The organism is Rhodococcus sp. WAY2 (assembly GCF_009859915.1).
Taxonomy (GTDB): domain Bacteria; phylum Actinomycetota; class Actinomycetes; order Mycobacteriales; family Mycobacteriaceae; genus Rhodococcus_F; species Rhodococcus_F oxybenzonivorans.
In genome coordinates this window covers 3,239,100-3,264,759 of the sequence record NZ_CP046572.1, presented here as the reverse complement: position 1 = coordinate 3,264,759, position 25,660 = coordinate 3,239,100, and the positions used below count along the sequence as shown (strand labels likewise).

Sequence of the window (25,660 nt, the reverse complement as noted above, 5' to 3'; positions counted from 1 at the left end):
GATGACAACAGCCAGCAACGATCAGATCGGTACCGTACTCGTCACCGGTGGTGCGTCCGGTCTCGGCGCGGCGACGGTCCGCGCCGTGCGGGAGCGCGGCGGTAGGCCGCTCGTAATCGACCGGGTGGCACCGGAGGGTGACGTCGAGTACATCATCGCCGACCTCGCCGACTCCGGTGCGGCGGAACAGGCCGTGCACGATCTGGTCGAAAGGGCAGGCGGGCGGCTGGACGGCGTGTTCACGGCCGCCGGCATCGACAGTTGCGGCCGGCTCGACACCGTCCCCACCAAGGACTGGGAGCGCGTGGTGCACGTCAATCTCCTGGGCACGGTGGCGGTGGTTCGTGCGGCGCTGCCGCACCTGAAGGAATCCCGCGGAACGGTGGTGACCTGCGCATCGACCTTGGGAATCAAAGCGGTCAGCGATGCCACCGCCTACTGCGCGGCCAAATTCGGTGTCGTGGGTTTCACCCGGGCCCTCGCGGCCGAGACCGCGGGCGAGGTGGGCGTCACGCTGCTGATTCCCGGCGGAATGACCACTCCTTTCTTCGACGGACGCGACGAGCAGTACAAGCCGCCGGCGGATGCCAAGTTGAACGATCCGGCGCACGTCGCGAACACGGTGCTGTTCGCCCTGAGCCAGCCCCCCGGATGTGAGGTTCGAGAGATGGTCGTGTGCTCGTCGACCGAGAGCTCATGGCCCTGACGCCGACCGTCCTCGTCCTGCGCGCGCTCGGTATCGGTGACCTCCTGACCGCGGTGCCCGCTCTGCGCGGGATCCGCCGGTCCTGTCCGGACCGGCGGATTGCGCTCGCGGCCCCAACGGGATTGGCGCCACTCGTGGAGTTGATCGGCGCAGTCGACGAACTCGTCCCGACCGCCGGTCTCGGCGCCCTCGACTTCCGCGGCGGAGAGCTCGACCTGGCGGTCAATCTCCACGGGCGCGGCCCGGAGAGCATCGCGGATCTGCTGCGCCAGAATCCGCCCCGCACCCTGACCTACCGGCACGCCGATTACCAGGACCTCCCGGGGCCGGAATGGGCGGCGGACCAGCACGAGGTGCAGCGGTGGTGTTCCCTCCTCGAGTGGTTCGGAATCTCCTGTAATGCAGAGGATCTCGATCTCACCCCGCCACCGGAGGCGTCCGCCGCGCCTGGCGCGGTCGTCATACATCCCGGGGCGGCATCCCCTGCCCGCCGCTGGCCGGTGGACCGATTCGGAACGGTGGCCCGCGTCCTCGCCGACCAGGGGCATCGCGTCGTCGTCACGGGCAGTGCAGGTGAGCGGCCACTCGCGGAAGCGGTCGCCGATTCCGCCGGACTGCCGCCGGGCGCCGTCCTGGCGGGCGAGACATCGCTGCGCGGGACCGCGGCAGTGGTCGCCGATGCGCGACTGATCCTGTGCGGCGACACCGGGATCGCGCACCTGGCCACCGCGTTTCGCACTCCGTCGGTGATCCTGTTCGGCCCGGTCTCACCCGCACACTGGGGACCGCCTCGCCGCCCGCAGCACGCGTGCCTGTGGTCCGGACGGCGCGGTGACCCGCACGGGAACAGTCTCGACCCCGGGCTCGCGGCGATCACCGTCGAGGACGTGCTGGGCGCCGTGGGCGAGGTATGTGCAGAGAAGCACGTGATGGAAGGAGGGCTGGATGTCTGACCGGCACGTCGGCGTCGTGGGCGCCGGCTACGTGGGCTTGACCAGCGGGGCAGGCTTTTACCATCTGGGACACCGAGTCACCCTGGTGGACATCGACGCGCACCGCGTCGAGGCCCTGCGCAGTGGTGAGCTGCCCTTCCTCGAGCCGGAACTCGAACGGCTCGTCACGCAGGGTGTGGCATCGGAACGCCTGCACATCACCACCGACCGGACCGCACTCGCGTCGTGTGACACCGTATTCGTGTGCGTGCCCACCCCCATGGGTCAGGACGGCGCCGCCGATCTCTCTTCCGTCGACGCCGTGGTTACCGAACTGGCGGCACTGCTCGCACCCGGCAGTATCGTGGTGACCAAATCGACTGTGCCGGTGGGAACCACCATCCGCATCGGCGAACGCCTCGAACCCCATGGGATCACCGTGGTGAGCAATCCGGAGTTTCTGCGGGAAAGCCATGCGGTACACGACTTCCTGAACCCCGACCGCATCGTCGTCGGCGCCTCGGACGCGGACGCCGGGCAACGCGTCGTCGACCTCTATGCCGGCGTCGAGGCGCCGGTTCTGCGGATGGATCCGGCCAGTGCCGAACTCGCCAAGTATGCGAGTAACGCGTTCCTCGCACTCAAGTTGTCCTACGCGAACACCCTCGCCGAGCTGTGTGATCACTTCGCCGCCGACATCCGCGACGTCGGACGGGCCATGGGCGCCGACCACCGTATCGGGGCCAGCTTCCTGAACCCCGGGCCCGGCTGGGGAGGATCGTGCCTTCCCAAGGACACCCACGCCTTGCTGGCGACTTCGGAACGCGGGGGCGTGTCGTTTCCCTTGCTGCGTGCGGCGCTCGAGACGAATGCCGCGCAGGCGCACCGGGTGGTCGCCAAAGCGCGGCAGGCCGCCGGGATCGACGCAGGCGGCTCCCTCGAAGGGGTACGCATCGGGCTGCTGGGCCTGGCGTTCAAAGCCGACACCTGCGACGTCCGCGACTCCCCGGCGCTGACCGTCGCGGCCGCACTGTCCGCTGAAGGAGCAGTGCTCACCGCCTACGATCCCGGAGTGTCGCCGGATTCCCCGACGATCCCCGGTGTGCAAGTGGTCGACGACCCCTACTTGGTAGCGAAAGACGCGGCGGTGCTGGTCCTTCTGACCGAATGGAGTGACTTCCGAACCCTCGACTGGGACCTCGTCGGCACACTCGCCCAGCGCAAGGCGATCGTCGACACGCGAAACCTCCTGGACCCCGCCGTGTTGAGAGATTCCGGCTTTCAGCTCGTGTCGAACGGACTCGGGGACGGCGAGGCACAGCGATGCGGCTGATCATCACGGGGGCGACCGGTAACGTCGGCACCTCCCTGCTCCACCGGCTCCGAGGCGGATCCGAACACCTCGACCAGGACCTCGAGCTGGTGGGGCTCGCACGACGACCTCCCGCGCAGGTCCCGCCGTACGACGGGCTGCAGTGGCACGCGATCGACGTGGCGCACCCCGATGCGATCGACCTGTTGCGGCCCATCTTCGAGGGCGCCGACGCGGTGATCCACCTCGTGTGGGCGTTCCAGCCCACCCACGACCGGAACTACCTCCGACGCGTCGGCGTGGACGGCACCCTGGCGGTGGCGGCCGCAGCCGAGGCCGCCGGTGTCGCGCATCTGATCCATATGTCGTCCGGGGCGGTGTACTCACCGGCCCCCGGACGGACGGTCGACGAGTCCGCACCCCGCGGCGGTGTGCCGGGCTCGGTGTACAGCGTCGACAAGGCCGCCGCCGAGGCGGGACTCGACGACTTCGAAAAGAACTCTTCGGTGGCCGTCACCCGGGTACGGCCGGGATTCATCGGCCAGCAGGCAGCGGGCAGTGAACTCGGCCGTTACACCCTGCCGCGGGGCATTCCCGCGGGCGTTCTGAAGTTTCTTCCGCTCGTCCCGTTGGACCGCTCGCTGGCGATCCCGGCCGTCCACGCCGACGATGTTGCCGACGCGCTGGCTCGAATGGTGTTCGAGCGGGCAACCGGGGCGTTCAATCTGTCGGTCGATCCCCCGCTGGGCACGGACAACTTCGGTGCGGCGCTTCACGCCCGCCCCGTGCACGTGCCGCGCTCGCTGCTCACGCTTCTCGTCGACGTGACGTGGCGTGCCCACCTGCAACCTGTCCACCGCGGGTGGATCGATCTGGCCTATTCGGTTCCCCTGCTCGATTCGGCCAGGGCCCGCCGCGAACTTCAGTGGGAACCCCGGTATTCGGCGCAGGACACGCTCGACGCGGCGGTACGCGGCGTCATCGGCGGCGATGCCGGAGACAGTCCTGTGCTGCGCCGCCGATCGCCGTTCGACGGGACCCGGTGACCCTGCCGATTACGAGTGCGTTCGGTGGGTATTCGGCTGCCATGAGCGAGCAGCAGCGGCTGAAGGTCGTCGTCGTCGGTGCCACCGGCAATGTCGGAACGAGCATCGTCGAGGCGTTGAGCGAGGAGCCGTCGGTCGAGGAGATCGTCGGCGTAGCGCGCAGGCACACCGACTGGACCTGCTCGAAGACACGGTGGATATTCGCCGATGCCGGCGTCGACGACTTCCGGCCGATCGTGCGGGGCGCCGACGCCGTCATCCACCTCTCCTGGTTGTTCCAGCCCACCCATGAGCCGGAGGTCACATTCGAAAACAACGTCCTCGGTGCCATCCGCGTGTTCGAGGCCGTGGCCGAGGAACGGGTTCCGGCCCTCGTGTACGCCTCTTCGGTCGCGGCGTATTCGCCGGGGCCCTCCGACACCGGCGTCACCGAGGACTGGCCCACCCACGGCTGGCCCGGCGCCGCCTACCCGCGTGAGAAGGCGTATCTCGAGCGGTGGCTGGACGCGTACGAGCTGAACAACCCGGACATGCGGGTAGTGCGGATGCGTCCCGGCTTCATCTTCAAGCGGGAGTCGGCCACCGCGCAGCGTCGTTTGTTCGTCGGGCCCCTGCTGGCCGGCCGGCTGGTCCGGGGCGGGCTCATCCCGGCCGTTCCCCTCGTCGAGGATCTGCGTGCGCAGATTCTGCACACCACCGATGCGGCTGCGGCGTACGTCCAGGCGGTACTCAGGCCGGTGCGCGGTGCCTTCAACCTTGCGGCGGAACCGCCTGTCGATGGCGCCTACCTCGCCGAACTTTTCGGTGCCCGTCAGATTCCCCTTCCGCGGCCCGCGGTCCGCGGTGTTCTGTGGGCGGCGTGGCACACCCACGCGGTACCCGCCTCCCCCGGACTCCTCGACACCGTTCTGCAGTTGCCGATCATGGACACGACCAGAGCTCGGACGGAATTGGGGTGGCAGCCGCGCTACACGCCCCGGGAAACCCTCGAGGAATTTCTCGGTGGGTTGCGCGATGGTGCCGGGTTGCCCACGCCACCCCTGCACGGGGACACGGTAGGTGGTCGGCTCCGGGAATTCGCGACCGGAATCGGGCAGCGACCATGACCATCGACACCGCGACGCCGTACGTGAGTGACAAGGAAAGGACTGAGTAGTTGCCATGACGAATGACGCGGGAACGCCAGGCACGAGCAGTGAGTCCGAAAAGCCCTACGACCCGGCGGAAGACCCGGATTCGGACCCGGAGAATCTGCTGTCCGGCACACATCAACCGGATCAGGCCGAGGGCGAGGACGACGACCCGAGCTGACGCGGGTCTCGTTCCTACTCAGTCGAACACGCCGGCGAGGTCGAGAATCAGCAGAACGGCAATTGCCAGGAACACCGCGGCGATCGCACCGACTGCCACCATTGTCGCGATGCCCGTAGGCGGAAAGTGTCTGCCGGTCCGGGGCTCGGAGAACGACGTCCCCGAGGTCTGCGCCGCATCAGGTGGGGTCGAACCGGGGCTGACGCCACCCCCCGGCTCGAGATCGGGGGTCTCGGCCGGGTCCGGATCCGGGGGTTGAGCGGTCATGGCGACGATCCTCCCTGTCCTGATTCGACATTTCGCGAGCACGAGCCGCGCGTATCCTCGCCGAGTACCCGCCCGCGCACCGTCCACACGAGGACAGCACCCCGCCCGGCACTCATTGCGGTCCGCGATGTTTGACGAATTCGACGGCCACCTGCCGTTCCGGTGCCGCCGAATCGAGCTCACTCTCGGTGACCGTCACGCCGTCGGTCACCGTCTCCACGACGCGCCACCCGAAGGCCCCGCGGTCCGGCACGTTGCCCGCCGGAATTCTGGCCGCCACCGTGACGGCCAGCGCGGAATCCGAGGTCACGAACGAACACGTCAGATCCACATCGGAGACCACGGCGCCGATCAGCTCGGAGGCGATCTCATCGACCGCGAGCTTGATGTCGGCTACCTCGTCGGCACCGAAATCAGCGAGGGCAGCGAGTGTTTCGGCCACCGCCCTGATCACCGGAAGCTGATCGAACTCGGCCGTCACCCGTAATTCGACAGGTGAACCCGGCGCCGCTCGAAGCTTCCCGAATTCGCCGATCTCGGCCATCTGCACTCCACATTTCGGTCGCAGGTGCGTGGATCTTCGCGCAGCGTACCCAGCGATCGGAACCGCCAATCGGTTGAAAGCGCGCCGTGCGTGGACGTAGGGTTGATCGCGCGTGGTTGAGAACACAGCCGCACGCAGTCCGGACGCCACAGGATGCGCAATGGACGGAGGTTGTGCGCCCTGTACGTGGCATCGGGCCACCGACGCTTGCACTTGGTGTGTCCGCGCCGCGGAACGAAGAGACGCGCACGGACGCCCACAGATTGCATGCGATCGGAGGGTCATGAAATCTTCACGCAGCGTCAGCGCCGTGGCCGCACCGCACTGCGACCGGGGATCGCGTCTCGCGCACGACCACGAAATCGGTGTCGCGGTCGAAGCGGCCGCGCCCGGGGGCGCCACGATCGGCCGAATCTCGGGTGACATCGACGTGCTTGCCGCACCGTCGTTCGCGTTGGCGCTGGCCGACCTCGCGCAGGACGACGCCGCGCTCGTCATCGACATGACCGGCGTCGACTTCGTCGGAACCTCAGCGCTGTCGGTGCTCTCGACGTTCGCCGAGTCCGCGCGGCAGCGGCACATGACCTGGGCGCTTGCCGGCAACCGGGCGGTGCTGCGTCCCATTCAGGCCACCGGACTCGACACGAAGATCCCCACCTGGGACTCCGTACGCAAGGCTCTCGACTGGATAGATGCTCGCGGGCACGCATGACGACCGATCAGTGATGACTGTCTCGCTGACCTTCGTGGGGAACGCAACCGTTCTCCTCGGCTATGGCCCGATCACCGTGCTCACCGACCCCAATTTTCTGCACCGCGGCCAGCACGCCTATCTCGGTTACGGCCTGGTGTCGCGGCGCCTGAAGGACCCAGCCCTGCGGATCGACGAGTTACCGCCCCTCGATGTGATCGTCCTGTCCCACATGCACGGCGACCATTGGGACCGCACCGCCCAGAAAGACCTCGACCACGACCTCCCGGTCCTCACCACACCCCACGCCGCGAAGCGACTGGTGCGCCGCGGGTTCTCTCGGGCCTCCGGGCTACGGACGTGGCAATCGACCACCATCTCGAAGGACGACGTGCAGGTGACGGTGACATCCCTCCCCGGCCGCCACGCGCCCGGGTGGACGCATCGTCTGCTGCCGCCCGTGATGGGGACGATGCTGGAGTTCGGCCCGCGTTCGGGTTCGGTCGAACGTCGCCTGTACGTCTCCGGAGACACCCTCTTCGTGCAGGAACTGCAGGAGATTCCGAAGCGATTTCCTCCCGTCGACGGCGGCGTGCTGCACCTCGGTGGTACCCGTCTGCCAGCCGGACGCCGGCTACCGTTCGGGCTCACGGTGACGATGGACGCGCAGCAGGGCGCAGACACGGTCGAGCTACTCGATCTTCCCCGGGTAGTGCCCGTCCACTTCGACGACTACACCGTGTTCGCCTCGGCCCTGGGAGACTTTCGGGTCGAGATGGAGAAACGTTCGCTGGCCGAGCGCGTCGTCTACGTCGACCGCGGCGAGACCGTGACCATCTGATCGCCCTCCCTCGCCCTCGACACCGGGGAGCCTCACCGGTCCCCTGCCGGTCCTCCCGGCTCCTCCGAACGCTGGGCGGTGTCTTCGACGTCGACGGCCGTCTGCTTGTGGCCACCCGGGCCGATGTGCGCTTCGGCCCGCATCGTCTCGACCATGTGCGGGTAGTGCAGCTCGAACGCGGGACGCTCGGAGCGCACCCGCGGAATCTCGGTGAAGTTGTGCCGCGGCGGCGGGCAGGTGGTGGCCCACTCGAGCGAGTTGCCGTAACCCCACGGGTCGTCGACGGTGACGACCTCGCCGTACCGGTAGCTCTTGAAGACGTTCCACAGGAACGGCAGCGTGGAGATTCCCAGGACGAAAGCAAACACCGTGGAGATCATGTTGAGCGTGGTGAACCCGTCCGGCGGCAGATAGTCGGCGTACCGGCGCGGCATACCTTCAGCCCCGAGCCAGTGCTGCACGAGGAAAGTTCCGTGGAAGCCGATGAACGTGGTCCAGAAGTGCCACTTGCCGAGGCGCTCGTCCATCATCCGCCCGGTCATCTTCGGGAACCAGAAGTAGATGCCGGCGTAGGTGGCGAACACGATGGTGCCGAACAGCACGTAATGGAAATGAGCAACCACGAAGTAGCTGTCGGTGACGTGGAAGTCGAGCGGCGGGCTGGCGAGGATGACGCCGGTGAGACCACCGAAGAGGAACGTGATGATGAAGCCGACGGCGAAGAGCATCGGCGACTCGAAGGTCAGCTGCCCCTTCCACATGGTGCCGATCCAGTTGAAGAACTTCACCCCGGTGGGCACCGCGATAAGGAAGGTCATGAACGAGAAGAACGGCAGCAGCACCGCGCCGGTGGCGTACATGTGGTGCGCCCACACCGCGATCGACAGGGCCGCGATGGCCATGGTTGCGAAGACCAGGCCGTTGTAGCCGAAGATCGGCTTACGGCTGAACACGGGAAAAATTTCGGTCACGATGCCGAAGAACGGCAACGCGACGATATACACCTCGGGGTGCCCGAAGAACCAGAACAGGTGCTGCCACAAGATCGTGCCGCCGGTGGCCGGGTCGAAGACGTGGGCTCCGAGGTGCCGGTCTGCGGCCAGCCCCATGAGTGCGGCGGTGAGGATCGGGAAGGCAAGGAGCACAAGGATGCTGGTGATGAAGATGTTCCAGGTGAAGATCGGCATGCGGAACATGGTCATTCCGGGGCATCGTAGGCAGATCACCGTGGTGATCATGTTGACGCCACCGAGGATGGTGCCGAGCCCGGACAGCGCGAGGCCCATGATCCACAGGTCCGCCCCGAGCCCGGGAGAGTGTATGGCGGAGGTCAACGGCGAATACGCGGTCCAGCCGAAGTCCGCGGCGCCACCGGGAGTGATGAACCCCGCGAAGGCGATGAGGCCGCCGAAGAGGAAGGCCCAGTACGAGAAGGCATTCAGCCGGGGAAAGGCCACATCGGGGGCACCGATCTGCAGCGGCAGGATGTAATTGGCGAAGCCGAAGACGATCGGGGTGGCGTACAGCAGCAGCATGATCGTGCCGTGCATGGTGAACAGCTGGTTGTACTGCTCGTTCGACAAGAACTGCAGGCCGGGCACCGCGAGCTCGGCGCGAATCAGCATCGCCATCAATCCGCCGGCGAGGAAGAACCCGAAGGCGGTGACCAGGTACATCAAACCCAGCGTCTTCGGGTCCGTCGTCGAGATCATGTCGTAGATGAACGACCCTTTGCGGCGATAACGCGGCGGATAGGGCCTGCGGGCTTCGATCGGGCGCACACCAGTTGCCGTCATGTCCAACTCCACGGTCGACACTTTTGGACTACAGCGTAAACCCCATCCTCACAGGTCTGCAGGAATTGCGGTCGGCGGCGGCCACCCCTCCCGGCATGCGAGGAAGACGCGACAAAAACATTCTTAATTCCCTGTTTGAGGTGATGGCGGCGAGGTACACGGCGGGTAGACCGCGAACTACCGGTAACGCACCCGAAGGAGTAGGGCGATGACACGACCGACCTCAACCCGAAGCTCGATGACCGCCACACCCGTACAGATTGCGGCGCTGGTGGTCGGAGCGGTATTCCTCTTGGTGGGCATTCTCGGGTTCATCCCGGGCGTGACCACCGACTACGACATGATGGCCGTCGCCGGGCACGAGTCGCACGCCATGCTGCTGGGCATCTTCGAGGTGTCGATTCTGCACAACATCGTGCACATCCTGTTCGGCGTCGCAGGCATTGTCATGGCGCGCGCCGCCAACACGGCGAAGGCCTTCCTCGTCGGCGGCGGCGCGATCTACCTGGTCCTGTGGATTTACGGACTCCTCATCGACCAGGACAGCGCGGCCAACTTCGTCCCCGTGAACACTGCGGACAACTGGCTGCACTTCGCGCTGGGTGTCGGCATGATCGCGCTCGGCCTCCTGCTTCCCCGGCTGAGGTCGACCGGACACACCACCGCGGTCCCCCCGCGGTAACCCAGCCCGCGAGTTATCCCTCGATCGCCCGCCGCCACACCGGGCGGCGGGACTTCAACGAGAACAAAGGAGAACATCATGGCTACCGGAGAAACCGGATTCGACGACGTCAGCTACGACCTGGTATCCGTCCAATACCATTCGCTCAAGGCCGGTCACGACTACGGGCAATATGTGCGGGACGCCAAGAACGCCGGCCGCGACGACATCGCGTCGTTCTTCGAGCAGGTGATGGCGGAAGATTCCGACCGCGCACGCCGCTGCCACGAGTTCCTCAAGGACATGACCGGATCGTCGGACGCCGGCCCTGCAATGAGCTGAACGTTGGTGAGTACATGATCGACGCGCACATGCCGAGTGGGGATACCGAACCGGCGAAGCCGATGATCCGCTCTTCGGATCATCACAGCCGCCCGGTGGGCGACGAAGATCTTCCGGTGATCGACAGCCTCGAAGCGCTGACCGACATCGTCGCCTCCGACTCCGAGGTCTACCTGCGTCACTCCAAGGGGCCCAGGGCCGACGCGGTGGAGGGTCCCAGCAAGGATTACGAGGCCGAACTCACCCTGCCCGGCTTGTCGGTGACCACCATCTCCCCCGAGCCGTGGTGGCACCGGCCGGTCGAGGACTGGGTTGCGAGACGGATCCGCGAGTACGCCGAACTGTCTCAGCAGGAGGGCCGCTTCGCCTGGTTACTCAAAGGCCGAGTCGTCGGGCGGGGCCCGGATCACGAACCGCTGCTGACGGATATCCGGCCCTCTCGCCCGACTGAGCCATTCGGTTCTCGACGAAGCAGCGCACCGCTACCGGGAGCGCTTCGACGTGGGCCAAGATTCGACTGCCTGACATCAGAGGAGACTGCGATGGCATCCGAAACTCATCAAACACATCGACTGGGACATCTGGTTCGACAAGTTCGAGGACTCGTCCCTGGCGTTCCTGTACCAGGCGCACAAGGCCAGCGGCGAGGACAGCACCTTCTTCAAACTGGTGTCGCGGTGATGTCGGCCGGAACCGGAACGCCGTGACCGACACCCGAACCACCACCGACCACACCGAGATCCGGCGGTGGGTGGACCGACACGACGGAGCTCCGGCCAGAGTCGGCAACGCCGGCTCCCCGGAGACCGTCGTACTTCGGCTCGATTTCGCCGGCGGCGCTTCCGAGGAAGCCCTGGAACGCATCTCGTGGGACGACTGGTTCTCCGCGTTCGACCGGTTCGCACTCGCCTTCCGCTACCGCGATGCCGACGCCGGCGAGGACGGCACATTCTTCGAACTCGTCCCGCGTTGAGAGTGGGCCTCTCCGCTGCCCCTACCGTTGTCCGCGGCTCATCGGGGCAGTCCGGGGGTGTCGTGCAGTCGGCGGCGGGTTGTCAGGGGGTGGACGTCTGCTCGGCCAGAAAGGCGAGCCGGCGCAGACATTCGCGGTTGCGGGGATAGACGGCCACGTCCTGCACCGACCGCGGGATCCACTTCAGCGGTGGCGTCGCCACCTTCTCGTCCATCTCGAGGTGGCAACCGGAGCCTCTCGGCTCGAGCTGGAGGTGCACGACGGCTTTCGTCGCGGGCGTGGCCCGCGCCAGCAGCCGAAGCTCTCGCTCCTCGTCGACTTCCAGGACTTCCGTCGAGTCGTTGATGAGTACCGGCCAGACACCCACCGAATGGTGCAGCTGACTGCCCACGGCGGGCCACTCCGCGTTGACGGCGCGCATGCGAGACGCACCCACCACCCAGGACGGATACAACCACCCATTGGCGAGGACGGACCAGACGGCAGACACCGAAGCTGTTGTATCCCATTGAGCCTTGATGACGATCACTCCCTCGCGCTGGTGCATCGGTGACAGCCGCATACCCGGCGCCGGCGCCCGCGAAACCACCCGGGCTACGGCTGGCCGCGATCGTACCCGTGTGGTTTGCTCGACCACACGTGTGGATTTTCGAGGAGGTTCATCGTGGCAGATCCAGGGTCAGGATCCGGCACCACGGCGGCGTTGTTCGACGTCGACGGCACGCTGGTGGATTCGAATTACCTCCACGTCGATGCGTGGCAACGCGCGTTCGCCGAAGTCGGGCATCACATCGACGCGTGGCGGATACACCGCGCCATCGGCCTGGACTCGCAGTTGCTGCTCGACACCTTGCTGGGCGACGCCGCCGTCGACGTGGGTGATCGGGCGAAGGAGTTGCACAAGCAGTACTACCTGGATCTGCAGCCGAGTATGCGGCCACTCCCCGGTGCCCGCGAGCTGATCCGCGAGTTGCACCGTCGCGGCGTGCAGGTGGTGTTGGCGACCTCCGCACCCGAGGACGAACTCTCGGTGCTTCGTGCGGTTCTGGACGTGGATTCCTGCATCGCGCACACCACGTCCTCGGGCGATGTCGGACAGGCGAAACCGGATCCCGAAGTGGTGAAGACCGCACTGGAGCGATCGTCCACATCACCCGACACCGCGGTGATGGTCGGGGACGCAGTATGGGACGCCGAGGCGGCCACCGAGGCCGGGGTGCCGTTCATCGGTCTGCTCAGTGGCGGCATCTCCCGCGGGGAACTGCTCGACGCCGGCGCGAAAGAAGTGTACGACGACGCGCAAGCCCTTGCGGACGGACTCGAATCGAGTGCGCTCGCAAGTCTTTTCAAGCGGTAACCTCAGCCGTCGCCGGTACGTGCCGCGGCGCCCGTCTGCGCCGGCGATCAGTCCCGGTGCGAGGACCAGGCCGCGGCGATATCCGGGTACGAGGCGGCGATCTCGTCGACGCGTTCGTCGGTCGCGGTGTCTACTTCGGCGCGATGGCGCTGCGCCGTCACCAGCGGCCCGTCCGCCTGACCGGTGCCCGAACCGGGCGGGGCGTCGGCCTCCCACTCGTGGATCACCTCGTCGAGGCGCCGTGCCACGAAGGTTCTCTTGTCCTCACTCATCGTCACTCCGTTCCAGGTCGAACCGGCCCCGATCGTTTTCCGGCACCACAGTCCGGTAGTCCGGATGTTTGCGAATCCACTGCTGCACGTATGTGCATTCGGGAAGGACTCCCAGCCCACGGCTCCGGGCGTCGTCGAGTGTGTCCTCCACAAGCCGGCCCGCGTACCCCTTGCCCTCGAACGCGTCACCCACCTCTGTGTGGGTCAGGGTGAGCACACCGTCGCCCGCCGAATAGTCGATGAACCCGGCAACGTCACCGTCCGCGATCAGTTCATAACGGTTCCGCTGCGGATTGTCCTGCACCTGCGATGCCATCGCATTCCTTCCTCTTCGACAACCCTTCTGTACCCGGCGCCGCGGTCAGTTCCGCGCACCGATGCCCTGGCTGACCGCGAACTGCGCCTGGGATTCGGTGGCCAAGCCGATCGACACCAACGGGCGAGGGAACAGCAGGTCGGTGAGATAGGCGAGGCCGACTGCCCACCGGTTGACCGGCGAGGGCATGGCGAAGAGGTGATACAGCCTGGTCACCATCTTCGCGGGCAGTCCCGACAGCGGGATGCCAAGCGGGTTGGCCACTGCGAAGCCCGGACCCAGATCGACCACCAGGCCCATATCGCGGTGCGCATAGGGTTTCGCTTCGCCGACCCCGAGGCTGGCCGCGACGTTGCGGGCGAGTGTGCGCCCTTGACGGACCGCATGTTGCGCCGTCGGTGGTGTGATCGACCCCTGGTGGCGCGGATCCGGGACTGCCGCGGCGTCCCCGCCGGCGAAGACCCCGGGGTGTCCCTCGACGGACAGGTCCGCGGCGACCTTCAGCCTGCCCTTCTCGGTGGGCAGGCCGAGCGAGTCGACGAGAGGATTCGCGGTCACTCCGGTCACCCACGCGACCGTGCGGGTGGGGAGCACCGTGCCGTCGCTCAGTGTCACGCTGTTCTCGGTGAGCTCGGTCAGCGTCGTCTCGAGCCGCACCTCGATACCGCGCGACCGCAGCACGTCGAGCACCTGGGCACCGAGCTTCTCCCCCACTTCCGGCATCACCTTGTCGGCGGCGTCCAGGAGCACGAACCGGACCGCGGTCGGGTCGAGGCCCTGGCGGGCGGCCGCGCTGTCGGCCAGAGCGCGCAGTTGGGCAATCAACTCCGTCCCGGCGTAGGACGCGCCCACCACGACGAATGTCCGCCGCGCCCGCGCGTCCCGCGGATCGGTGTCGCGGCTGGCCATTTCGAGTTGGGTGAGGAGCTGGTCACGGAAGTACAGCGCCTCCGCGGGCGTTTTCAGTCCCCGGCCGTGGTCGAGGAGGCCCGGGATGTCGAACAGTCGCGTCACCGAGCCGGGCGTGAACACCAGCCGGTCCCACGACAGCACCTCCGCACCCGCCTCGCAATCGGTGACGTGCACGGTGCGATTGTCGAGGTCGATGGAATCGACAGCGCCCCGGACGAGTTCGACGCCGGGGAGCGCGTCCGACAGTGCGATGGTGACGAACCGGGCGTCCAGAATGCCGCCCGCCACCTCGGGCAGCAACGGGGTGTAGAGCATGTAGTCGTTGGGCGAGACCATGATGATGCGGGCGCCGGTGCCGCGCAGTGAGCGCCGAAGTCGCCGCGCACATTCGAATCCGGCGAAGCCGCTTCCCACCACGACGATCCGCGGCGGCCCTCCAGTTGATTCGTTGGCCATATAGGGGGCATTGCCCCACCCGGGGAATTCTGAAACACGAGCCGCCGGTCCGTGCGGGCCCGGTCCTCCTCGCCGGATTGACCCGGGCCCCCTCGGGGTACGCGTTCACCGCGACACCGACCGACAGGAGACGAAATGAGCACCATCACCGAGGCCGTGGACGTGTCCGTTCCAGTGACCACGGCATACAACCAGTGGACGCAGTTCGAAGAATTCCCTCGATTCATGGAGGGTGTCGACGAAATCCGTCAGATCGATCCGACACACGTCCATTGGGTCGTGTCGATCGCCGGGGTGAAACGCGAATTCGATGCCACCATCACCGAGCAGCACCCCGACGAACGGGTGGCATGGAAGTCCGATGACGGCCCCCATCACGCCGGGGTGATCACCTTTCACCGTCTGGACGACGACAAGACACGCGTGACGGCGCAGATGGACGTCGACCCCGACGGGTTCGTCGAGAACGTGGCCGACAAGCTGGGCGTGCTGGGCAAGAGAGTGAAAGGCGACATGGCCCGGTTCAAGGAGTTCATCGAGTCCCGTGGCACCGAGACCGATGCATGGCGCGGTGAGGTCGATCGCCCCGGCCCCTGAAGACCAGATCACCGACTACCGCGACCCGCGACGACGCCGCAAAGGACGAGAACATGAGTGCCGTATCGAAAGTGATGTACAAACCACTGGCCCTCGCCGCGAGTGTCGGCGGCGGAATACTGGCGGGGGCGGTGTTCGGCCAGGTGTGGAAGCGCGTGGCGGGTGAACCGGAGGCGCCGGACCCGAAGGATCTCTCCCGCACCGATCGCGAGGTATTCATCGCCGCCGCCGTGCAGGGCACGATTTTCGGTCTGGTCCGAGCTGCGGTCGACCGCGCAGGGGCGCGGGGATACCGCAAGCTCGCGCACGCGGACCCCCGCTAGTGCAACGCAATTGCTACAGAACACACCTAGGCTGACCCGATGCGCACACGATTCGCGGAGAACATCGACAGTCTCGCCGGTGACCTGGCTGCTATGTGCCGGCTCACCGTGACGGCGATGCGGGAGGCCAGTGGTGCGTTGCTGCAGGCGGACCTGGGGCTCGCCGAGCACGTCATCGACGTGAGCGGCGAGCTCGACGCAGCCGCGTCCCGCTGGGAACAGCGCGCGTTCTCACTGCTGGCGTTGCAGGCACCGGTCGCTCACGACCTCCGATTCATGGTGGGCGGTCTCCACATCTCCGCCGACCTGCATCGGATGGGTGGCCTCGCGGTGCACATCGCGAAGATCGTCCGCCGACGGCATCCGGAGCATGTCGTCCCGGACGAGGTGCTCGAGGTGTTCACCCGGATGGGTGCGGTCGCGGTGGCACAGGCCGAGGAAACCGAGCAGGTCCTGCAGCACCGCGACCCCGAGCGCGCCAGGGGTTTGTTGACCGCCGACGACACGATGGACGACCTGCATCGCGGACTCTTCGCGATCACGCAGGCCGAGGACTGGCCACACGGTGTCAAGGCTGCGGTCGACATCACCCTCCTCGGCCGGTTCTACGAAAGGTTCTGCGATCACACCGTCGAAATCGGCAGGCGGGTGATCTTCCTCGAGACCGGAGTCCTCCCCGACCAGGGCTAGCGGCAGATGCGGTTCGGAATCTGGGCTCATGGGTACGCCTCAACACATGAATCTCCCTTCCGGTCCGCGGGGCGCACGGCACGCGAAGATCGCCCTCGACGTCGATGGCGAGCATCGCACCCTCGAGGTCGACACGCGGACGACGTTGCTGGACGCCCTGCGGGAGCATCTGGGTGTGACGGCACCCAAGAAGGGATGCGATCACGGCCAATGCGGTTCGTGCACCGTGCTACTGGACGGTCGGCGGGCCACCACCTGCCTGACCTTCGCCGTCGCTCACGACGGTGCCCGCATCACCACGGCGAGCGGCCTGGCCGACGGCGACGAGCTGCACGCGATGCAGCAGGCATTCGTCGAGCAGGACGGGCTGCAGTGCGGCTACTGCACACCCGGTCAGGTCTGCTCCGCCGTCGGAATGCTCGACGAGTTCTGGGCGCAGCACCCGAGCAACGTCACCGAGGATCTGACGGCGCCGCCCGAGCTGACCGACGACGAGATCCGTGAACGGATGAGCGGGAACCTGTGCCGCTGCGGCGCGTACACGAATATTCTGGCCGCGATTCGTCAGGCGGCAGAGGCATGATCCCGTTCGACTACGAGCGGGCCACCGACGTCGACGGGGCCGTCGCCACCGTCACCGCGGACCCCGACGCGCGCTTCCTGGCCGGCGGCACCAACCTCGTGGATCATATGAAACTCGGTGTGGCGCAGCCGGGTCGACTGGTGGATGTCAGTGCGCTTCCCCTGGGCGACGTGGACGAACTCCCGGACGGCGGGCTCCGGATCGGTGCCACCGTCCGCAACAGCGATCTGGCCGCGCACGAACTCGTCCGTTCCCGGTACCCGATGCTGTCGAGGGCACTGCTGTCCGGCGCGTCGGGTCAGCTCCGCAATCTCGCCACCACCGCGGGCAACCTTCTCCAGCGCACTCGGTGCGTGTACTTCCAGGACATGACGACACCGTGCAACAAACGGGCACCGGGTACCGGCTGCTCTGCTCTCGGAGGGTATGCCCGCTACTCCGCCATCCTCGGTGCCTCCGAGCACTGCGTGGCCGTGCATCCGTCCGACATGGCCGTCGCGATGACCGCGCTGGACGCAGTGGTGGTCGTGCGGAGTGTCGACGGCGACCGGCGCATTCCCCTGGCCGAGTTCTATCGGCTCCCCGGGGACAGCCCCGACCGGGACACCGAGCTCACGCACGGTGAACTCGTCACCGCGGTGGAGCTTCCACCGCCGGTGCCGGCAAGCCGGTCGGCGTACCACAAGGTGCGTGACCGGGCGTCGTTCGCGTTCGCGCTCGTGTCCGTGGCCGCAGAACTGACGATCGAGAACGACCGCATCGGTTCCGCGCGGATCGCACTCGGCGGGGTGGCGCACCGACCGTGGCGCGCGGAGCGAGCCGAAGAAATGCTGAAGGGTTCCGCACCCACGGAGCAGACTTTCGCGGCGGCGGCCGACGCCGAACTGTCCGCGGTGAGCCCCCTGCCGGGAAACGAGTTCAAGGTGACCCTCACCAGACGCGTCCTGTCCGCGACGCTCCGTTCCCTCACCGAGGAGGCACGCTGATGGCGTTGCTCGAACCGAGGGTCGTCGGGACGCCCACCGAGCGCCTCGATGGTCACGACAAGGTGACCGGTGCGGCGCGGTATGCCTTCGAGCACGCAGTGCCGAATCCGACGTATCTGCATCCCGTCCTGTCGAGCATCGCCCGCGGGAAGGTCACCGCCATGGATGCAGGGGACGCGCAGGCCGTGGACGGGGTGGTCACCATACTGACGGTATTCGATGCGCCGCGGCTTTCGGACACCTCCGACGGTGAACTCGCGATCCTGCAGGACCCCGAGGTCCACTTCCGGGGTCAGTTCCTCGGCGCGGTGGTCGCGGAGTCGCCCGAAGCTGCCCGTCAGGCTGCCGACCTGATCCGAGTCGAGTACGACGTGCGTGACCACGACACCGACTTCCGCGCCGACCGGAGCGACTTCTACGCCCCGGAAACAGTGAATGGCGGGTTTCCCACCGACACGCGAAGCGGTGATGTGGAGGCGGCGTTGACCGCCGCCCCACGGACGGTCGACCAGGTGTACTCCACGGCCATGGAGCACAACAATCCGATGGAGCCGCACACCACGATCGCCCAGTGGCGGCCGGGCGGACCGGGCCCCGTCCTGACACTGCACGATTCGACGCAGGGCGTTCATTCGGTCCGGAAGACGTTGGCACCGGTGTTCGGTCTCGAACCGGAGGACATCCGGGTCATCGCACCACACGTCGGCGGCGGCTTCGGATCGAAGGGGTTGCCTCACGCGCACAACGTTCTGGTAGCGCTGGCGGCGCAGAAGGTACCCGGCCGGCCGGTCAAGTTCGCGGTCACCCGGCAGCAGATGTTCGCGCTGTCCGCCTACCGAGCCCCGACGCTGCAGCACATCCGGCTCGGCGCGGACACCGACGGTCACCTGACCGCCGTCTCCCACGAGGTGCTCACCCAGTCCGCCAGGATCAAGGAATTCGCCGAGCAGGCGGCGGTGCCGTCGCGGATGATGTATTCCTCCCCCGCCCGGTACACCTCCCATCGCCTCGTCGCCCTCGACCTGCCCGCACCGTCCTGGATGCGGGCCCCGGGCGAGACCCCCGGAATGTTCGCGGCCGAAGTCGCGATGGACGAACTCGCCGAGGTATGCGGAATCGACCCGATCGAACTGCGCATCAGAAACGAACCGGCCACCGACCCGGAGTCCGGTCACCCGTGGTCGGGCCGGCGCCTCGTCGATTGCCTCCGCGAAGGCGCCGACCGTTTCGGCTGGGCCGACCGGGACACCAAAGCCGGGACTCGCTCCGGCTCGGACTGGTCGGTCGGGTACGGAGTGGCGGCCGCGACCTACCCGGCGAACACGTCACCGGGGTCGGTTGCGCGCATTCGCTACGAGGGCGACAGGTACCGGGTGCAGATCGGGTCCGTCGACATCGGCACCGGAACGTGGACCGCCCTCACCCAGATCGCGGCCGATGCCCTCGGCTGTCCTCTCGACGCGATCGACCTGGAGATCGGCGACAGCGACCTACCGTCCGCCACGGTGGCCGGAGGTTCCACGGGTATCAGTTCCTGGGGCAGTGCCGTCATCGCCGCGGCCCGGGCGTTCCGCGACACACACGGCACGGCGCCGCACCCGGGGGCGGAAGCGAGTGCGGAGACACCGGGTAACCCCGACGCCGAAAAGTTCGCACTCCATTCGTTCGGCGCTCATTTCGTGGAGGCGCACGTCCATCGCGACACCTGTGAGATTCGGGTGGATCGGATGCTCGGTGTGTTCGCCATCGGACGGGTCGTCAATGCGCGGACGGTCCGCTCCCAACTCATCGGCGGCATGACGATGGGAGTGTCGATGGCCCTGCACGAGGAAAGCGTCGGGGATCCCCGTTTCGGCCACATCGTCAACCACGACCTCGCGAGCTACCACATCGCCGCGCACGCCGACATCCGCTACCTCGACGCCGTCTGCCTCGAAGATGTCGACGAGCACGCCAATCCGATCGGCTCGAAAGGCGCCGGGGAGATCGGGATCGTCGGTGCCGCCGCTGCCGTGGCGAACGCGGTGCGCAGCGCCACCGGGATCCGGGTCAGGGCGGTACCGATCCACCTCGACGATTTGTTGCACGACTGACCGCGGCGCGACTACTCGATTCGCCGCCACGCGTGCTCGAGGGAGGCCCGCAGACGACTTTTCACCGCGCGAATCCGCTGCAGATCAGAGCTGCGCGGCGCCAGTGCTGCGAGGACGAGTTCCAGGAAACGCTCCCGCTCGACGCCGAAACGTTCCATCAGGTCCGCCGCGGCCGCACCGCCGAACGGGGCCCACTGAATGGCGAAGACCGCCATCCAGCGGCCGTCCGAACTCAGCGAATGGGTCCGCTCGAGCCACTCACACCGGCCGAGCCAGAAGCGGATCCACTCGGCGTCGTACTTCTCGCCGGGCTCGACCGCAGGACGCGTCTGCATGGGTCAGCCTTCGCTGGAGTGCCGGATCGCGAACACGGGTAGCTGCTCGGCCGCTGCCGCCGGCCGGAACTCGACACGGACGGGTTGCTGGGAGGAAGAGGCAGGGACCTCGCCGTCGATCCAGGTGTACACCCAGGGGCCTTCGTCGAGTTCCACGATCGCGATCGTGCAGGGGGCGGTGGCACGATCCCGGCCGCGCCGTTCACGTTCGACCGATTTGGACGAGACGATCGAACCGACACCACACGAGGGCACCTGTTCGAAATCGGAACCCTGGCACGTCGAGCACGTGGCCATCAGCGGTGCGAGCAGGGTCGTGCAGCTGCGGCAGCGTTGGATCATCAGCGCGCACGCCTTCGCGAGCGCATGCCCGCGGCTGTGTCGTTCCGGGCTCATACCGTCACCCGCCCGGCGAAGGTGAGACCTACCGTCGGCGTCACGGACGCGAAAGGTAACGGCCTGCTGTGCGGTGTCCCCCGACCCACCATGCCGAACAACCTCCGTTTCCCCCCGCTTCGGAGTCGGCACCCGTCGGTCGGGTGAGGCCGCCGAAGGATCGGGGGCCGAGCGCGGTGGGAGTCGGGCTTTCGGTGTGTTCGCGGTGTAGGGGACATTGGGGGCCTCGGGGGTGGTACCGACTGAAAGGGGGACGCGTATGAGCTTGACCCGTGCCGCCGGAAAGTACAGCGGCCGATCGACCCGGGCACATACCTGTTTCGCCCCCCGCGACGCGTCCCCCCGTCCCGGCCGTGCAGTTGTCAGACGTGCCGATCCTGCGCGTGCTCCACGACCCACGCCGCGATCTGGGTGCGGGAGGTGAAGCCGAGTTTTGCCAGAATGTGCTCGACGTGTCCCTGGGCGGTGCGTTGCGAGATGACCAGGGTGGCGGCGATCGCCTTGTTGGTCAGCCCGTCGGCGACGAGTTCGGCCACCTGCCATTCGCGGCGCGTCAGGGCGGTGTGCGATTGATCGGTGTTCGGATTCGTGCGCTGCTTCGTCCCCAGCACAGCCGCTGCAGCCTCCTCGAGGCAGGTGTTCATTCCCTGATGGAAGGCGGTCTCGAACGCGCGGTCACCGATGTCCCGTCGCGCCTGTTCGGCGCAGTCGAGATGATGGATGCGCTGGTTCGGATAGACCGTGTTCGGATTGCCGACCGCATGCGCCAGCGCGTGCGCGGCCCCCATCAGTTCGGCCGCGTGGTGGCTGTCTCCCCTACCCACTGCGATCCAGCCCAGCACTTCCAGGCATCCCGCAGCACTGATGCGGTCGTCGACCATCCCGGCCAGTTGCAGACCCTGTTTCAGCAGACCCTCCGCGCCCTCGAAGTCGCGGTGCTGCCACGCCGACATACCTGCCGCCCACAGTGACCAACTGCGATACACCGACTCGCCGTGCGCTTCGGTGAGGGCGAGTATCTCGCGCTGACACTGTGCGGACCGATCCGGATCGGTCGAACCGGTCGCCAGCGCGAGTCCGAGAAGCCCCCAGATCAGGTGCAGCAGATTGTCGTCGGTGCGGAACACGGCCAACGCGGCCTCGTAATTTGCCCGGGCCGCGTCGAGATGTCCGCCGAACATCGCGCGACCACCTTCGGCGTGAGCAATCAGTGCGTGTGAGATCGGGTCGGCGACCCCCTGGGCGAGTGCATGAGCCTCCTCGATCGCCGCGGACGAGGCCTCGACGTCGCTGTCGAGTTCGGACAACATGACCGCGACGTAGAGGGCGCGGATCCGTTCCTCCGCGGAACCGGCGCCGCGGACAGCCAGCAGTTGGTCGATCCAGCGTCTGCCCTCCCTCAGCAGTCCCCGCGACCGCCAGAACGGGTACAGGGCTGCGGCCATGCGGAGCCCCGCCGCCGCTTCCTTCGGTGACGTCAGGCAGAAATGCAGGGCGGCTCGCAAGTTCGGTTGCTCGGCGTCCAGGCGCTGAATCCACCCGACCTGCCGGGCGCTGACCCACTCGGACCGCGCCTGCACCGCCAATTGCTCGTAGAAATTCCGGTGCCGGCGCAGGAGTGACGCGAACTCCGAGGTCTCCTGCAACTTCTCGCGGCCGTACTCGCGGAGAGTCTCGAGAAGTCGGTAGCGCACCGCGCCCCTGGCCTCTTCCCGGATCAGGATCGACTTGTCGATGAGCGAGGCGACCACGTCGACGACCTCGGCGGGGCGCAATGATCCTGAACAGATCTTCTCGACCGCGTCCAATTCGAAGCCCCCGGCGAAGACGGCGAGCCTTCCCCACAGTTCCCGTTCCTGCGGGGTGCACAGTTCGTGGCTCCAGTCGATACACCACAGGAGCGTCTGCTGGCGTGCGGGCGCGCCGCGGCATCCGGTCGTGAGCAGCTGATAGCGGTCCGTCAGCCGCTGAAGGATTTGTTCGACCGACATCACCCGGAGTCGCACTGCGGCCAGTTCGATCGCCAATGGCAGACCGTCGAGTTGCTGACAGATCTGCACGACCGCAACGTGGTTGTCCTCGGTGAGATGGAATCCGGGGACGGCCGCGGCGGCGCGCTCGGCGAACAGTGCGACCGACTCGTACTGGGCGAGGGCCTTCACCGATGCGGGATGACCCGAGTGGGGCAGGGTGAGCGGTGGCACCCGGACGGTGGCCTCGCCCGGGATTCCGAGTGGTTCCCGGCTGGTGGCGAGGATCCGCAAATCGGGGCAGCTTCGCAGCAAGAACTCGGTCAGGCCGGCGACGGCGTCCACGAGATGTTCGCAGTTGTCGAGGACCAGCAGCACGCACCGTGGCTCCAGGAACTCCCGCAATACCACCTCGGGTGCCTCGGATTGCTGCTCACGCAGCTTCAGAGCTGCCACCACGGCACCGACTACCAGGGCGTCTTCCTCGAGTTCGCCCAGTTCGACCAGCCACACGCCGTCCTCGAATGCCCGACTCGAATCGAGCGCAACTCGCAGGGCCAGCCTGGTCTTGCCGACTCCTCCGATTCCGGTGAGTGTGACCAGGCGTGAGGTGGCCAGCAGGCCGCGCGCTTCTGCGATCTCTCGACGCCGACCGACGAAACTCGTCAGCTCGTGAGGCAGATTCCCCACCTTGATCTTCGCTGCGGGCTGCATGAAGCCGTCACTCTCATTTCACGCCCCCTGGAACAACGGTACAGCGACGCTCGTCCTGCACCGAGTTTTCGCACAACGGAGGGTCAACGGGTCCACCGGGTCGGTGCCCAGCGACCGGCGTAGGAGCGGATGCGGTGGCTTCCCCGAGGACCGGGACGGCGAGGGCCGGGGTCGGTCAGGCTGTGCGGGATAATGGTGACTCGGCGCCCTTCCACCGTGTACTGGGCGCCCGTGACGAACATCGCGGCAGGCGCTGTGAGGTACGACGCGACGGTGGCGGCTTCCCGGTCGTCGCGGCCCGGGGACGGGAACGCGGGATCCGCGGCGGGGACGACGACGGAATTGACGGTGACGGAGTACCGCGACAACTCGGCGGCGAGGAGACCGGTCAGTCCGCCGAGCGACGACGCCGAGGCGGTGATGTTCACGATGCGGCCACCTTGCCCGCCGGCGATCATGTACCGGACACCGCGTTGTATGCATTCGACGGCTGTGCTGCCCGGGCAGCTGACGAGGACACCGATTCCGCCGAGTTCCCGGGCGAACTCGTCGACCGCGGTGGCCGAGTGGGGTAGCTCGGCGAGGTCCATCTTCCGCACCACCGCGCGCACCGACCTGGCCCTCACCTCGCGGGCCGTGGCCTCCGCGCGGTCTCGTTCCGTGGCGTATGCCAGCCCGAGGTGGAAACCATCGTCCGCGAGTGCCAGTGCGACGGCCCGGCCGATCCCCGAGTCCGATCCCGTCACGACGGCATTGAGTGCGCTGGCATGCATAATTTTGGGTACCCGTGGTTTCCGGGGCTCAAACTCCGCGCTGTCCGGACGCCGTTCAGGCAGAACACAATCCGATGACGATCGCGCATATCTCCGCCCGGAGTGGGCTGGTCGGTCAGCAGTTGCTCGGTGCCGGATCGCCCCGGAACCGCGCGTCCAGGTAATCCAGGGCGGTGGGAAGTCCCAGGACCGCCGTCGACAGGTGGTCGGGACTCGGGAAGAGTTCCGACTGCACCCGAACACCGGCCGCGCAGTACCGTGCGATTGTCGTCTCGATCGAATCGACGGGGATAAGCACGTCGGTCGGGCTGTGCCATTCGAAGATCGGCGCGGTCGGCACACCGGGATACAGCTCGACACTGTTCTCGTCGAGTACTTCCCACGCCTGCGGGCTGCTCATGAGGTCTGTGGTCTTGGCCACCTCGGTCGCACTGCGACCGGCCCCCGCCGCGAGGATGCCGTTGGTGCACGCATTCGCCATATCGCTGCGCATGGCCAGACCACGATCGTTCAGCTGCTCACTGATCGGCAGCCGGTCCGGATACTCCCGTTCGAGGCCGAGCGCCGCCGCCATCGCCAGGCCGAACGCGGGATGCGGCTGCATACCCAGGCCGTTGGCCATCTTCCCGATGTTCATCGGTACACCACCCTCGGCGACCCCGACGATGTTCAGCTCCGGGGCATACTCCGGCGCGAGAACCGCAGCCCAGGCCGACGCCATGCCGCCCCCGGAGTAGCCGGCCAGCGCGACAGGGCTCTGCGCGACGTTCAGTTCCGGAACACGCTGCACGGCGCGAATACCGTCGAGGGTGATGAACCCGCCGAGCTTGGCCGCGCCGTAGGCACTGTTGGGTCCCAGGTGGTCGGGAAGGGCGACCGTCCAGCCCCGCTGCAGTGCGAGATTCAGCGCCGGCGCCTCCTTGATCTGAAGGTCCGGGTCGTTGGTGTAGAGGGTGCGTGACGGCGCGCACCGCGGTCCGAGCGCGTTGATGATGTGCTGGTAGGACAGCAGCGGACCGTTCACCGGCCGGGTGTGCGGTACCAGCACGGTGCTGACCGAGGAGATCGGGCGGCCCTGCGAATTGGTGGTGCGGTACTTCACCTGCCAGACATCGGTGTCGGGGAACGCGAGCAGCGGAGGCATGGGCCGGGTGGCGATCGGCTGCCCGGCCGCGGCGGACTCGAGATTCGACGGCTGCACGTAGAAGGGATCCGTCTCGGAGGCAGGGTAGATCGGTGCTGCGGCGGCCACACCTCCCGCGCCGGCCACGGCGACGCACGCGGTGAAGACCGCGCACAGGGCGCGTGCTGACAGGCCCTTGCTGGGTGAGCGCCCCATATCGCCTCCTGGAATCGAGTTCGAGTGTGACCGAGTTCCCCGGTGTTATCGGTATCCGGGCCGGTCCGTTACGTCACTGCAATCGGACCGGGCCCACCGGTCACAGCCGGGCCGCGGGCACGCATC

At 67.1% G+C, this 25,660-nt stretch carries 31 protein-coding genes; 19 read left to right on the top strand and 12 right to left on the bottom strand.

Features of this window, described 5'->3' with window-relative positions; all coding sequences use genetic code 11:
• Nucleotide 1 precedes the first annotated feature (1 nt).
• Genes GFS60_RS14930 through GFS60_RS38595 form a run of 6 tightly spaced genes read left to right on the top strand, consistent with a single transcriptional unit; the run spans nt 2 to nt 5,307 of the window.
• Nucleotides 2-706: an SDR family oxidoreductase gene (locus tag GFS60_RS14930; protein WP_159922344.1), complete on the top strand. Its 705-nt coding sequence runs from the start codon at nt 2-4 to the stop codon at nt 704-706.
• Nucleotides 697-1,659, top strand: coding sequence for a glycosyltransferase family 9 protein (locus GFS60_RS14925; RefSeq protein WP_159922342.1), 963 nt, complete (start codon nt 697-699; stop codon nt 1,657-1,659). The genes GFS60_RS14930 and GFS60_RS14925 overlap by 10 nt, the downstream gene beginning before the upstream one ends.
• Nucleotides 1,652-2,971, top strand: coding sequence for a UDP-glucose dehydrogenase family protein (locus tag GFS60_RS14920; protein WP_159922340.1), 1,320 nt, complete (start codon nt 1,652-1,654; stop codon nt 2,969-2,971). Before GFS60_RS14925 ends, GFS60_RS14920 begins: the two co-directional genes overlap by 8 nt.
• A complete protein-coding gene (locus tag GFS60_RS14915; RefSeq protein ID WP_159922338.1) occupies nt 2,962-3,996 on the top strand; it encodes an NAD-dependent epimerase/dehydratase family protein in 1,035 nt (344 codons plus the stop codon). Before GFS60_RS14920 ends, GFS60_RS14915 begins: the two co-directional genes overlap by 10 nt.
• A gap of 41 nt (nt 3,997-4,037) precedes the next feature.
• Nucleotides 4,038-5,102: an NAD-dependent epimerase/dehydratase family protein gene (locus tag GFS60_RS14910; protein WP_159922336.1), complete on the top strand. Its 1,065-nt coding sequence runs from the start codon at nt 4,038-4,040 to the stop codon at nt 5,100-5,102.
• Nucleotides 5,103-5,157: 55 nt separating this feature from the next.
• Nucleotides 5,158-5,307, top strand: a complete 150-nt coding sequence (locus GFS60_RS38595) for a hypothetical protein (protein WP_201453576.1) — start codon at nt 5,158-5,160, stop codon at nt 5,305-5,307.
• 18 nt (nt 5,308-5,325) lie between these two features.
• On the opposite strand, the gene GFS60_RS14905 is transcribed toward GFS60_RS38595, so the two are convergent.
• Together GFS60_RS14905 and GFS60_RS14900 are read right to left on the bottom strand one after the other, a co-directional pair.
• The gene (locus GFS60_RS14905) at nt 5,326-5,574 is read right to left on the bottom strand and encodes a DUF6480 family protein (protein WP_159922334.1); all 249 of its coding nucleotides are present in this window, start codon (nt 5,572-5,574) and stop codon (nt 5,326-5,328) included.
• A gap of 112 nt (nt 5,575-5,686) precedes the next feature.
• Nucleotides 5,687-6,118: an ATP-binding protein gene (locus GFS60_RS14900; RefSeq protein WP_159922332.1), complete on the bottom strand. Its 432-nt coding sequence runs from the start codon at nt 6,116-6,118 to the stop codon at nt 5,687-5,689.
• A gap of 283 nt (nt 6,119-6,401) precedes the next feature.
• On the opposite strand from GFS60_RS14900, the gene GFS60_RS14895 reads away from it, so the two are divergent.
• A complete protein-coding gene (locus tag GFS60_RS14895; RefSeq protein ID WP_159922330.1) occupies nt 6,402-6,830 on the top strand; it encodes an STAS domain-containing protein in 429 nt (142 codons plus the stop codon).
• A 13-nt stretch (nt 6,831-6,843) separates the two neighbouring features.
• Nucleotides 6,844-7,650: an MBL fold metallo-hydrolase gene (locus tag GFS60_RS14890; RefSeq protein WP_159922328.1), complete on the top strand. Its 807-nt coding sequence runs from the start codon at nt 6,844-6,846 to the stop codon at nt 7,648-7,650.
• A 32-nt stretch (nt 7,651-7,682) separates the two neighbouring features.
• On the opposite strand, the gene ctaD is transcribed toward GFS60_RS14890, so the two are convergent.
• Nucleotides 7,683-9,446, bottom strand: a complete 1,764-nt coding sequence (ctaD, locus tag GFS60_RS14885; RefSeq protein WP_159922326.1) for an aa3-type cytochrome oxidase subunit I — start codon at nt 9,444-9,446, stop codon at nt 7,683-7,685.
• Between the two features lie 238 nt (nt 9,447-9,684).
• Here ctaD and GFS60_RS14880 point away from each other — a divergent pair, with 238 nt between their 5' ends.
• The 4 genes from GFS60_RS14880 (at nt 9,685) to GFS60_RS14865 (ending at nt 11,422) form a co-directional block, all read left to right on the top strand.
• Nucleotides 9,685-10,128 carry a DUF4383 domain-containing protein gene (locus GFS60_RS14880; RefSeq protein ID WP_159927194.1) on the top strand — a complete coding sequence of 148 codons (444 nt, stop codon included), beginning with the start codon at nt 9,685-9,687 and terminating at the stop codon, nt 10,126-10,128.
• A 78-nt stretch (nt 10,129-10,206) separates the two neighbouring features.
• Nucleotides 10,207-10,449: an acyl carrier protein gene (locus tag GFS60_RS14875; RefSeq protein ID WP_159922324.1), complete on the top strand. Its 243-nt coding sequence runs from the start codon at nt 10,207-10,209 to the stop codon at nt 10,447-10,449.
• 14 nt (nt 10,450-10,463) lie between these two features.
• Nucleotides 10,464-11,156, top strand: a complete 693-nt coding sequence (locus tag GFS60_RS14870; protein WP_328799832.1) for a DUF6098 family protein — start codon at nt 10,464-10,466, stop codon at nt 11,154-11,156.
• The gene (locus tag GFS60_RS14865; RefSeq protein ID WP_159922322.1) at nt 11,153-11,422 is read left to right on the top strand and encodes a hypothetical protein; all 270 of its coding nucleotides are present in this window, start codon (nt 11,153-11,155) and stop codon (nt 11,420-11,422) included. The genes GFS60_RS14870 and GFS60_RS14865 overlap by 4 nt, the downstream gene beginning before the upstream one ends.
• 82 nt (nt 11,423-11,504) lie before the next feature.
• On the opposite strand, the gene GFS60_RS14860 is transcribed toward GFS60_RS14865, so the two are convergent.
• The gene (locus GFS60_RS14860; RefSeq protein WP_159927192.1) at nt 11,505-11,969 is read right to left on the bottom strand and encodes an SRPBCC family protein; all 465 of its coding nucleotides are present in this window, start codon (nt 11,967-11,969) and stop codon (nt 11,505-11,507) included.
• A 117-nt stretch (nt 11,970-12,086) separates the two neighbouring features.
• On the opposite strand from GFS60_RS14860, the gene GFS60_RS14855 reads away from it, so the two are divergent.
• Nucleotides 12,087-12,779: an HAD family hydrolase gene (locus GFS60_RS14855; RefSeq protein WP_159922320.1), complete on the top strand. Its 693-nt coding sequence runs from the start codon at nt 12,087-12,089 to the stop codon at nt 12,777-12,779.
• A gap of 47 nt (nt 12,780-12,826) precedes the next feature.
• On the opposite strand, the gene GFS60_RS14850 is transcribed toward GFS60_RS14855, so the two are convergent.
• The 3 genes from GFS60_RS14850 to GFS60_RS14840 are packed head-to-tail and all read right to left on the bottom strand — an operon-like array spanning nt 12,827 to nt 14,735.
• On the bottom strand, nt 12,827-13,051 hold the full coding sequence (locus tag GFS60_RS14850; protein WP_109329860.1) for a hypothetical protein: 225 nt from the start codon (nt 13,049-13,051) through the stop codon (nt 12,827-12,829).
• Nucleotides 13,044-13,367, bottom strand: a complete 324-nt coding sequence (locus GFS60_RS14845) for a GNAT family N-acetyltransferase (protein WP_159922318.1) — start codon at nt 13,365-13,367, stop codon at nt 13,044-13,046. The genes GFS60_RS14850 and GFS60_RS14845 overlap by 8 nt, the downstream gene beginning before the upstream one ends.
• A gap of 45 nt (nt 13,368-13,412) precedes the next feature.
• Nucleotides 13,413-14,735: an NAD(P)/FAD-dependent oxidoreductase gene (locus GFS60_RS14840; protein WP_159922316.1), complete on the bottom strand. Its 1,323-nt coding sequence runs from the start codon at nt 14,733-14,735 to the stop codon at nt 13,413-13,415.
• A gap of 135 nt (nt 14,736-14,870) precedes the next feature.
• Between GFS60_RS14840 and GFS60_RS14835 the strand changes: the two genes are divergently transcribed.
• From GFS60_RS14835 to GFS60_RS14810, 6 genes are read left to right on the top strand one after another with little or no spacing between them, the layout of a single operon-like run.
• Nucleotides 14,871-15,332 (top strand): SRPBCC family protein, encoded by a 462-nt coding sequence (locus GFS60_RS14835; RefSeq protein ID WP_159922314.1) that lies wholly within the window; start codon nt 14,871-14,873, stop codon nt 15,330-15,332.
• A gap of 53 nt (nt 15,333-15,385) precedes the next feature.
• On the top strand, nt 15,386-15,655 hold the full coding sequence (locus tag GFS60_RS14830; protein ID WP_159922312.1) for a DUF4235 domain-containing protein: 270 nt from the start codon (nt 15,386-15,388) through the stop codon (nt 15,653-15,655).
• Between the two features lie 39 nt (nt 15,656-15,694).
• Nucleotides 15,695-16,345, top strand: coding sequence for a phosphate signaling complex protein PhoU (phoU, locus tag GFS60_RS14825; RefSeq protein ID WP_109329850.1), 651 nt, complete (start codon nt 15,695-15,697; stop codon nt 16,343-16,345).
• Between the two features lie 46 nt (nt 16,346-16,391).
• Complete coding sequence (locus GFS60_RS14820; RefSeq protein ID WP_159922310.1) at nt 16,392-16,928, top strand: 2Fe-2S iron-sulfur cluster-binding protein; 537 nt, start codon at nt 16,392-16,394, stop codon at nt 16,926-16,928.
• Complete coding sequence (locus GFS60_RS14815) at nt 16,925-17,914, top strand: FAD binding domain-containing protein (protein ID WP_159922308.1); 990 nt, start codon at nt 16,925-16,927, stop codon at nt 17,912-17,914. Before GFS60_RS14820 ends, GFS60_RS14815 begins: the two co-directional genes overlap by 4 nt.
• Complete coding sequence (locus GFS60_RS14810; protein WP_159922306.1) at nt 17,914-20,007, top strand: xanthine dehydrogenase family protein molybdopterin-binding subunit; 2,094 nt, start codon at nt 17,914-17,916, stop codon at nt 20,005-20,007. The genes GFS60_RS14815 and GFS60_RS14810 overlap by 1 nt, the downstream gene beginning before the upstream one ends.
• A gap of 11 nt (nt 20,008-20,018) precedes the next feature.
• On the opposite strand, the gene GFS60_RS14805 is transcribed toward GFS60_RS14810, so the two are convergent.
• The 5 genes from GFS60_RS14805 to GFS60_RS14785 all read right to left on the bottom strand — a co-directional run bounded on the left by GFS60_RS14805 (nt 20,019) and on the right by GFS60_RS14785 (nt 25,534).
• The gene (locus tag GFS60_RS14805; protein ID WP_159922304.1) at nt 20,019-20,342 is read right to left on the bottom strand and encodes a hypothetical protein; all 324 of its coding nucleotides are present in this window, start codon (nt 20,340-20,342) and stop codon (nt 20,019-20,021) included.
• Nucleotides 20,343-20,345: 3 nt separating this feature from the next.
• Nucleotides 20,346-20,738, bottom strand: a complete 393-nt coding sequence (locus tag GFS60_RS14800; RefSeq protein ID WP_159922302.1) for a Zn-ribbon domain-containing OB-fold protein — start codon at nt 20,736-20,738, stop codon at nt 20,346-20,348.
• A 362-nt stretch (nt 20,739-21,100) separates the two neighbouring features.
• A complete protein-coding gene (locus GFS60_RS14795; protein WP_159922300.1) occupies nt 21,101-23,422 on the bottom strand; it encodes an ATP-binding protein in 2,322 nt (773 codons plus the stop codon).
• Between the two features lie 83 nt (nt 23,423-23,505).
• Nucleotides 23,506-24,168: an SDR family NAD(P)-dependent oxidoreductase gene (locus GFS60_RS14790; protein WP_236603471.1), complete on the bottom strand. Its 663-nt coding sequence runs from the start codon at nt 24,166-24,168 to the stop codon at nt 23,506-23,508.
• A 142-nt stretch (nt 24,169-24,310) separates the two neighbouring features.
• Entirely contained in the window at nt 24,311-25,534 is a 1,224-nt protein-coding gene (locus tag GFS60_RS14785; protein ID WP_159922296.1) for a lipase family protein, read from the bottom strand.
• Nucleotides 25,535-25,660 lie beyond the last annotated feature (126 nt).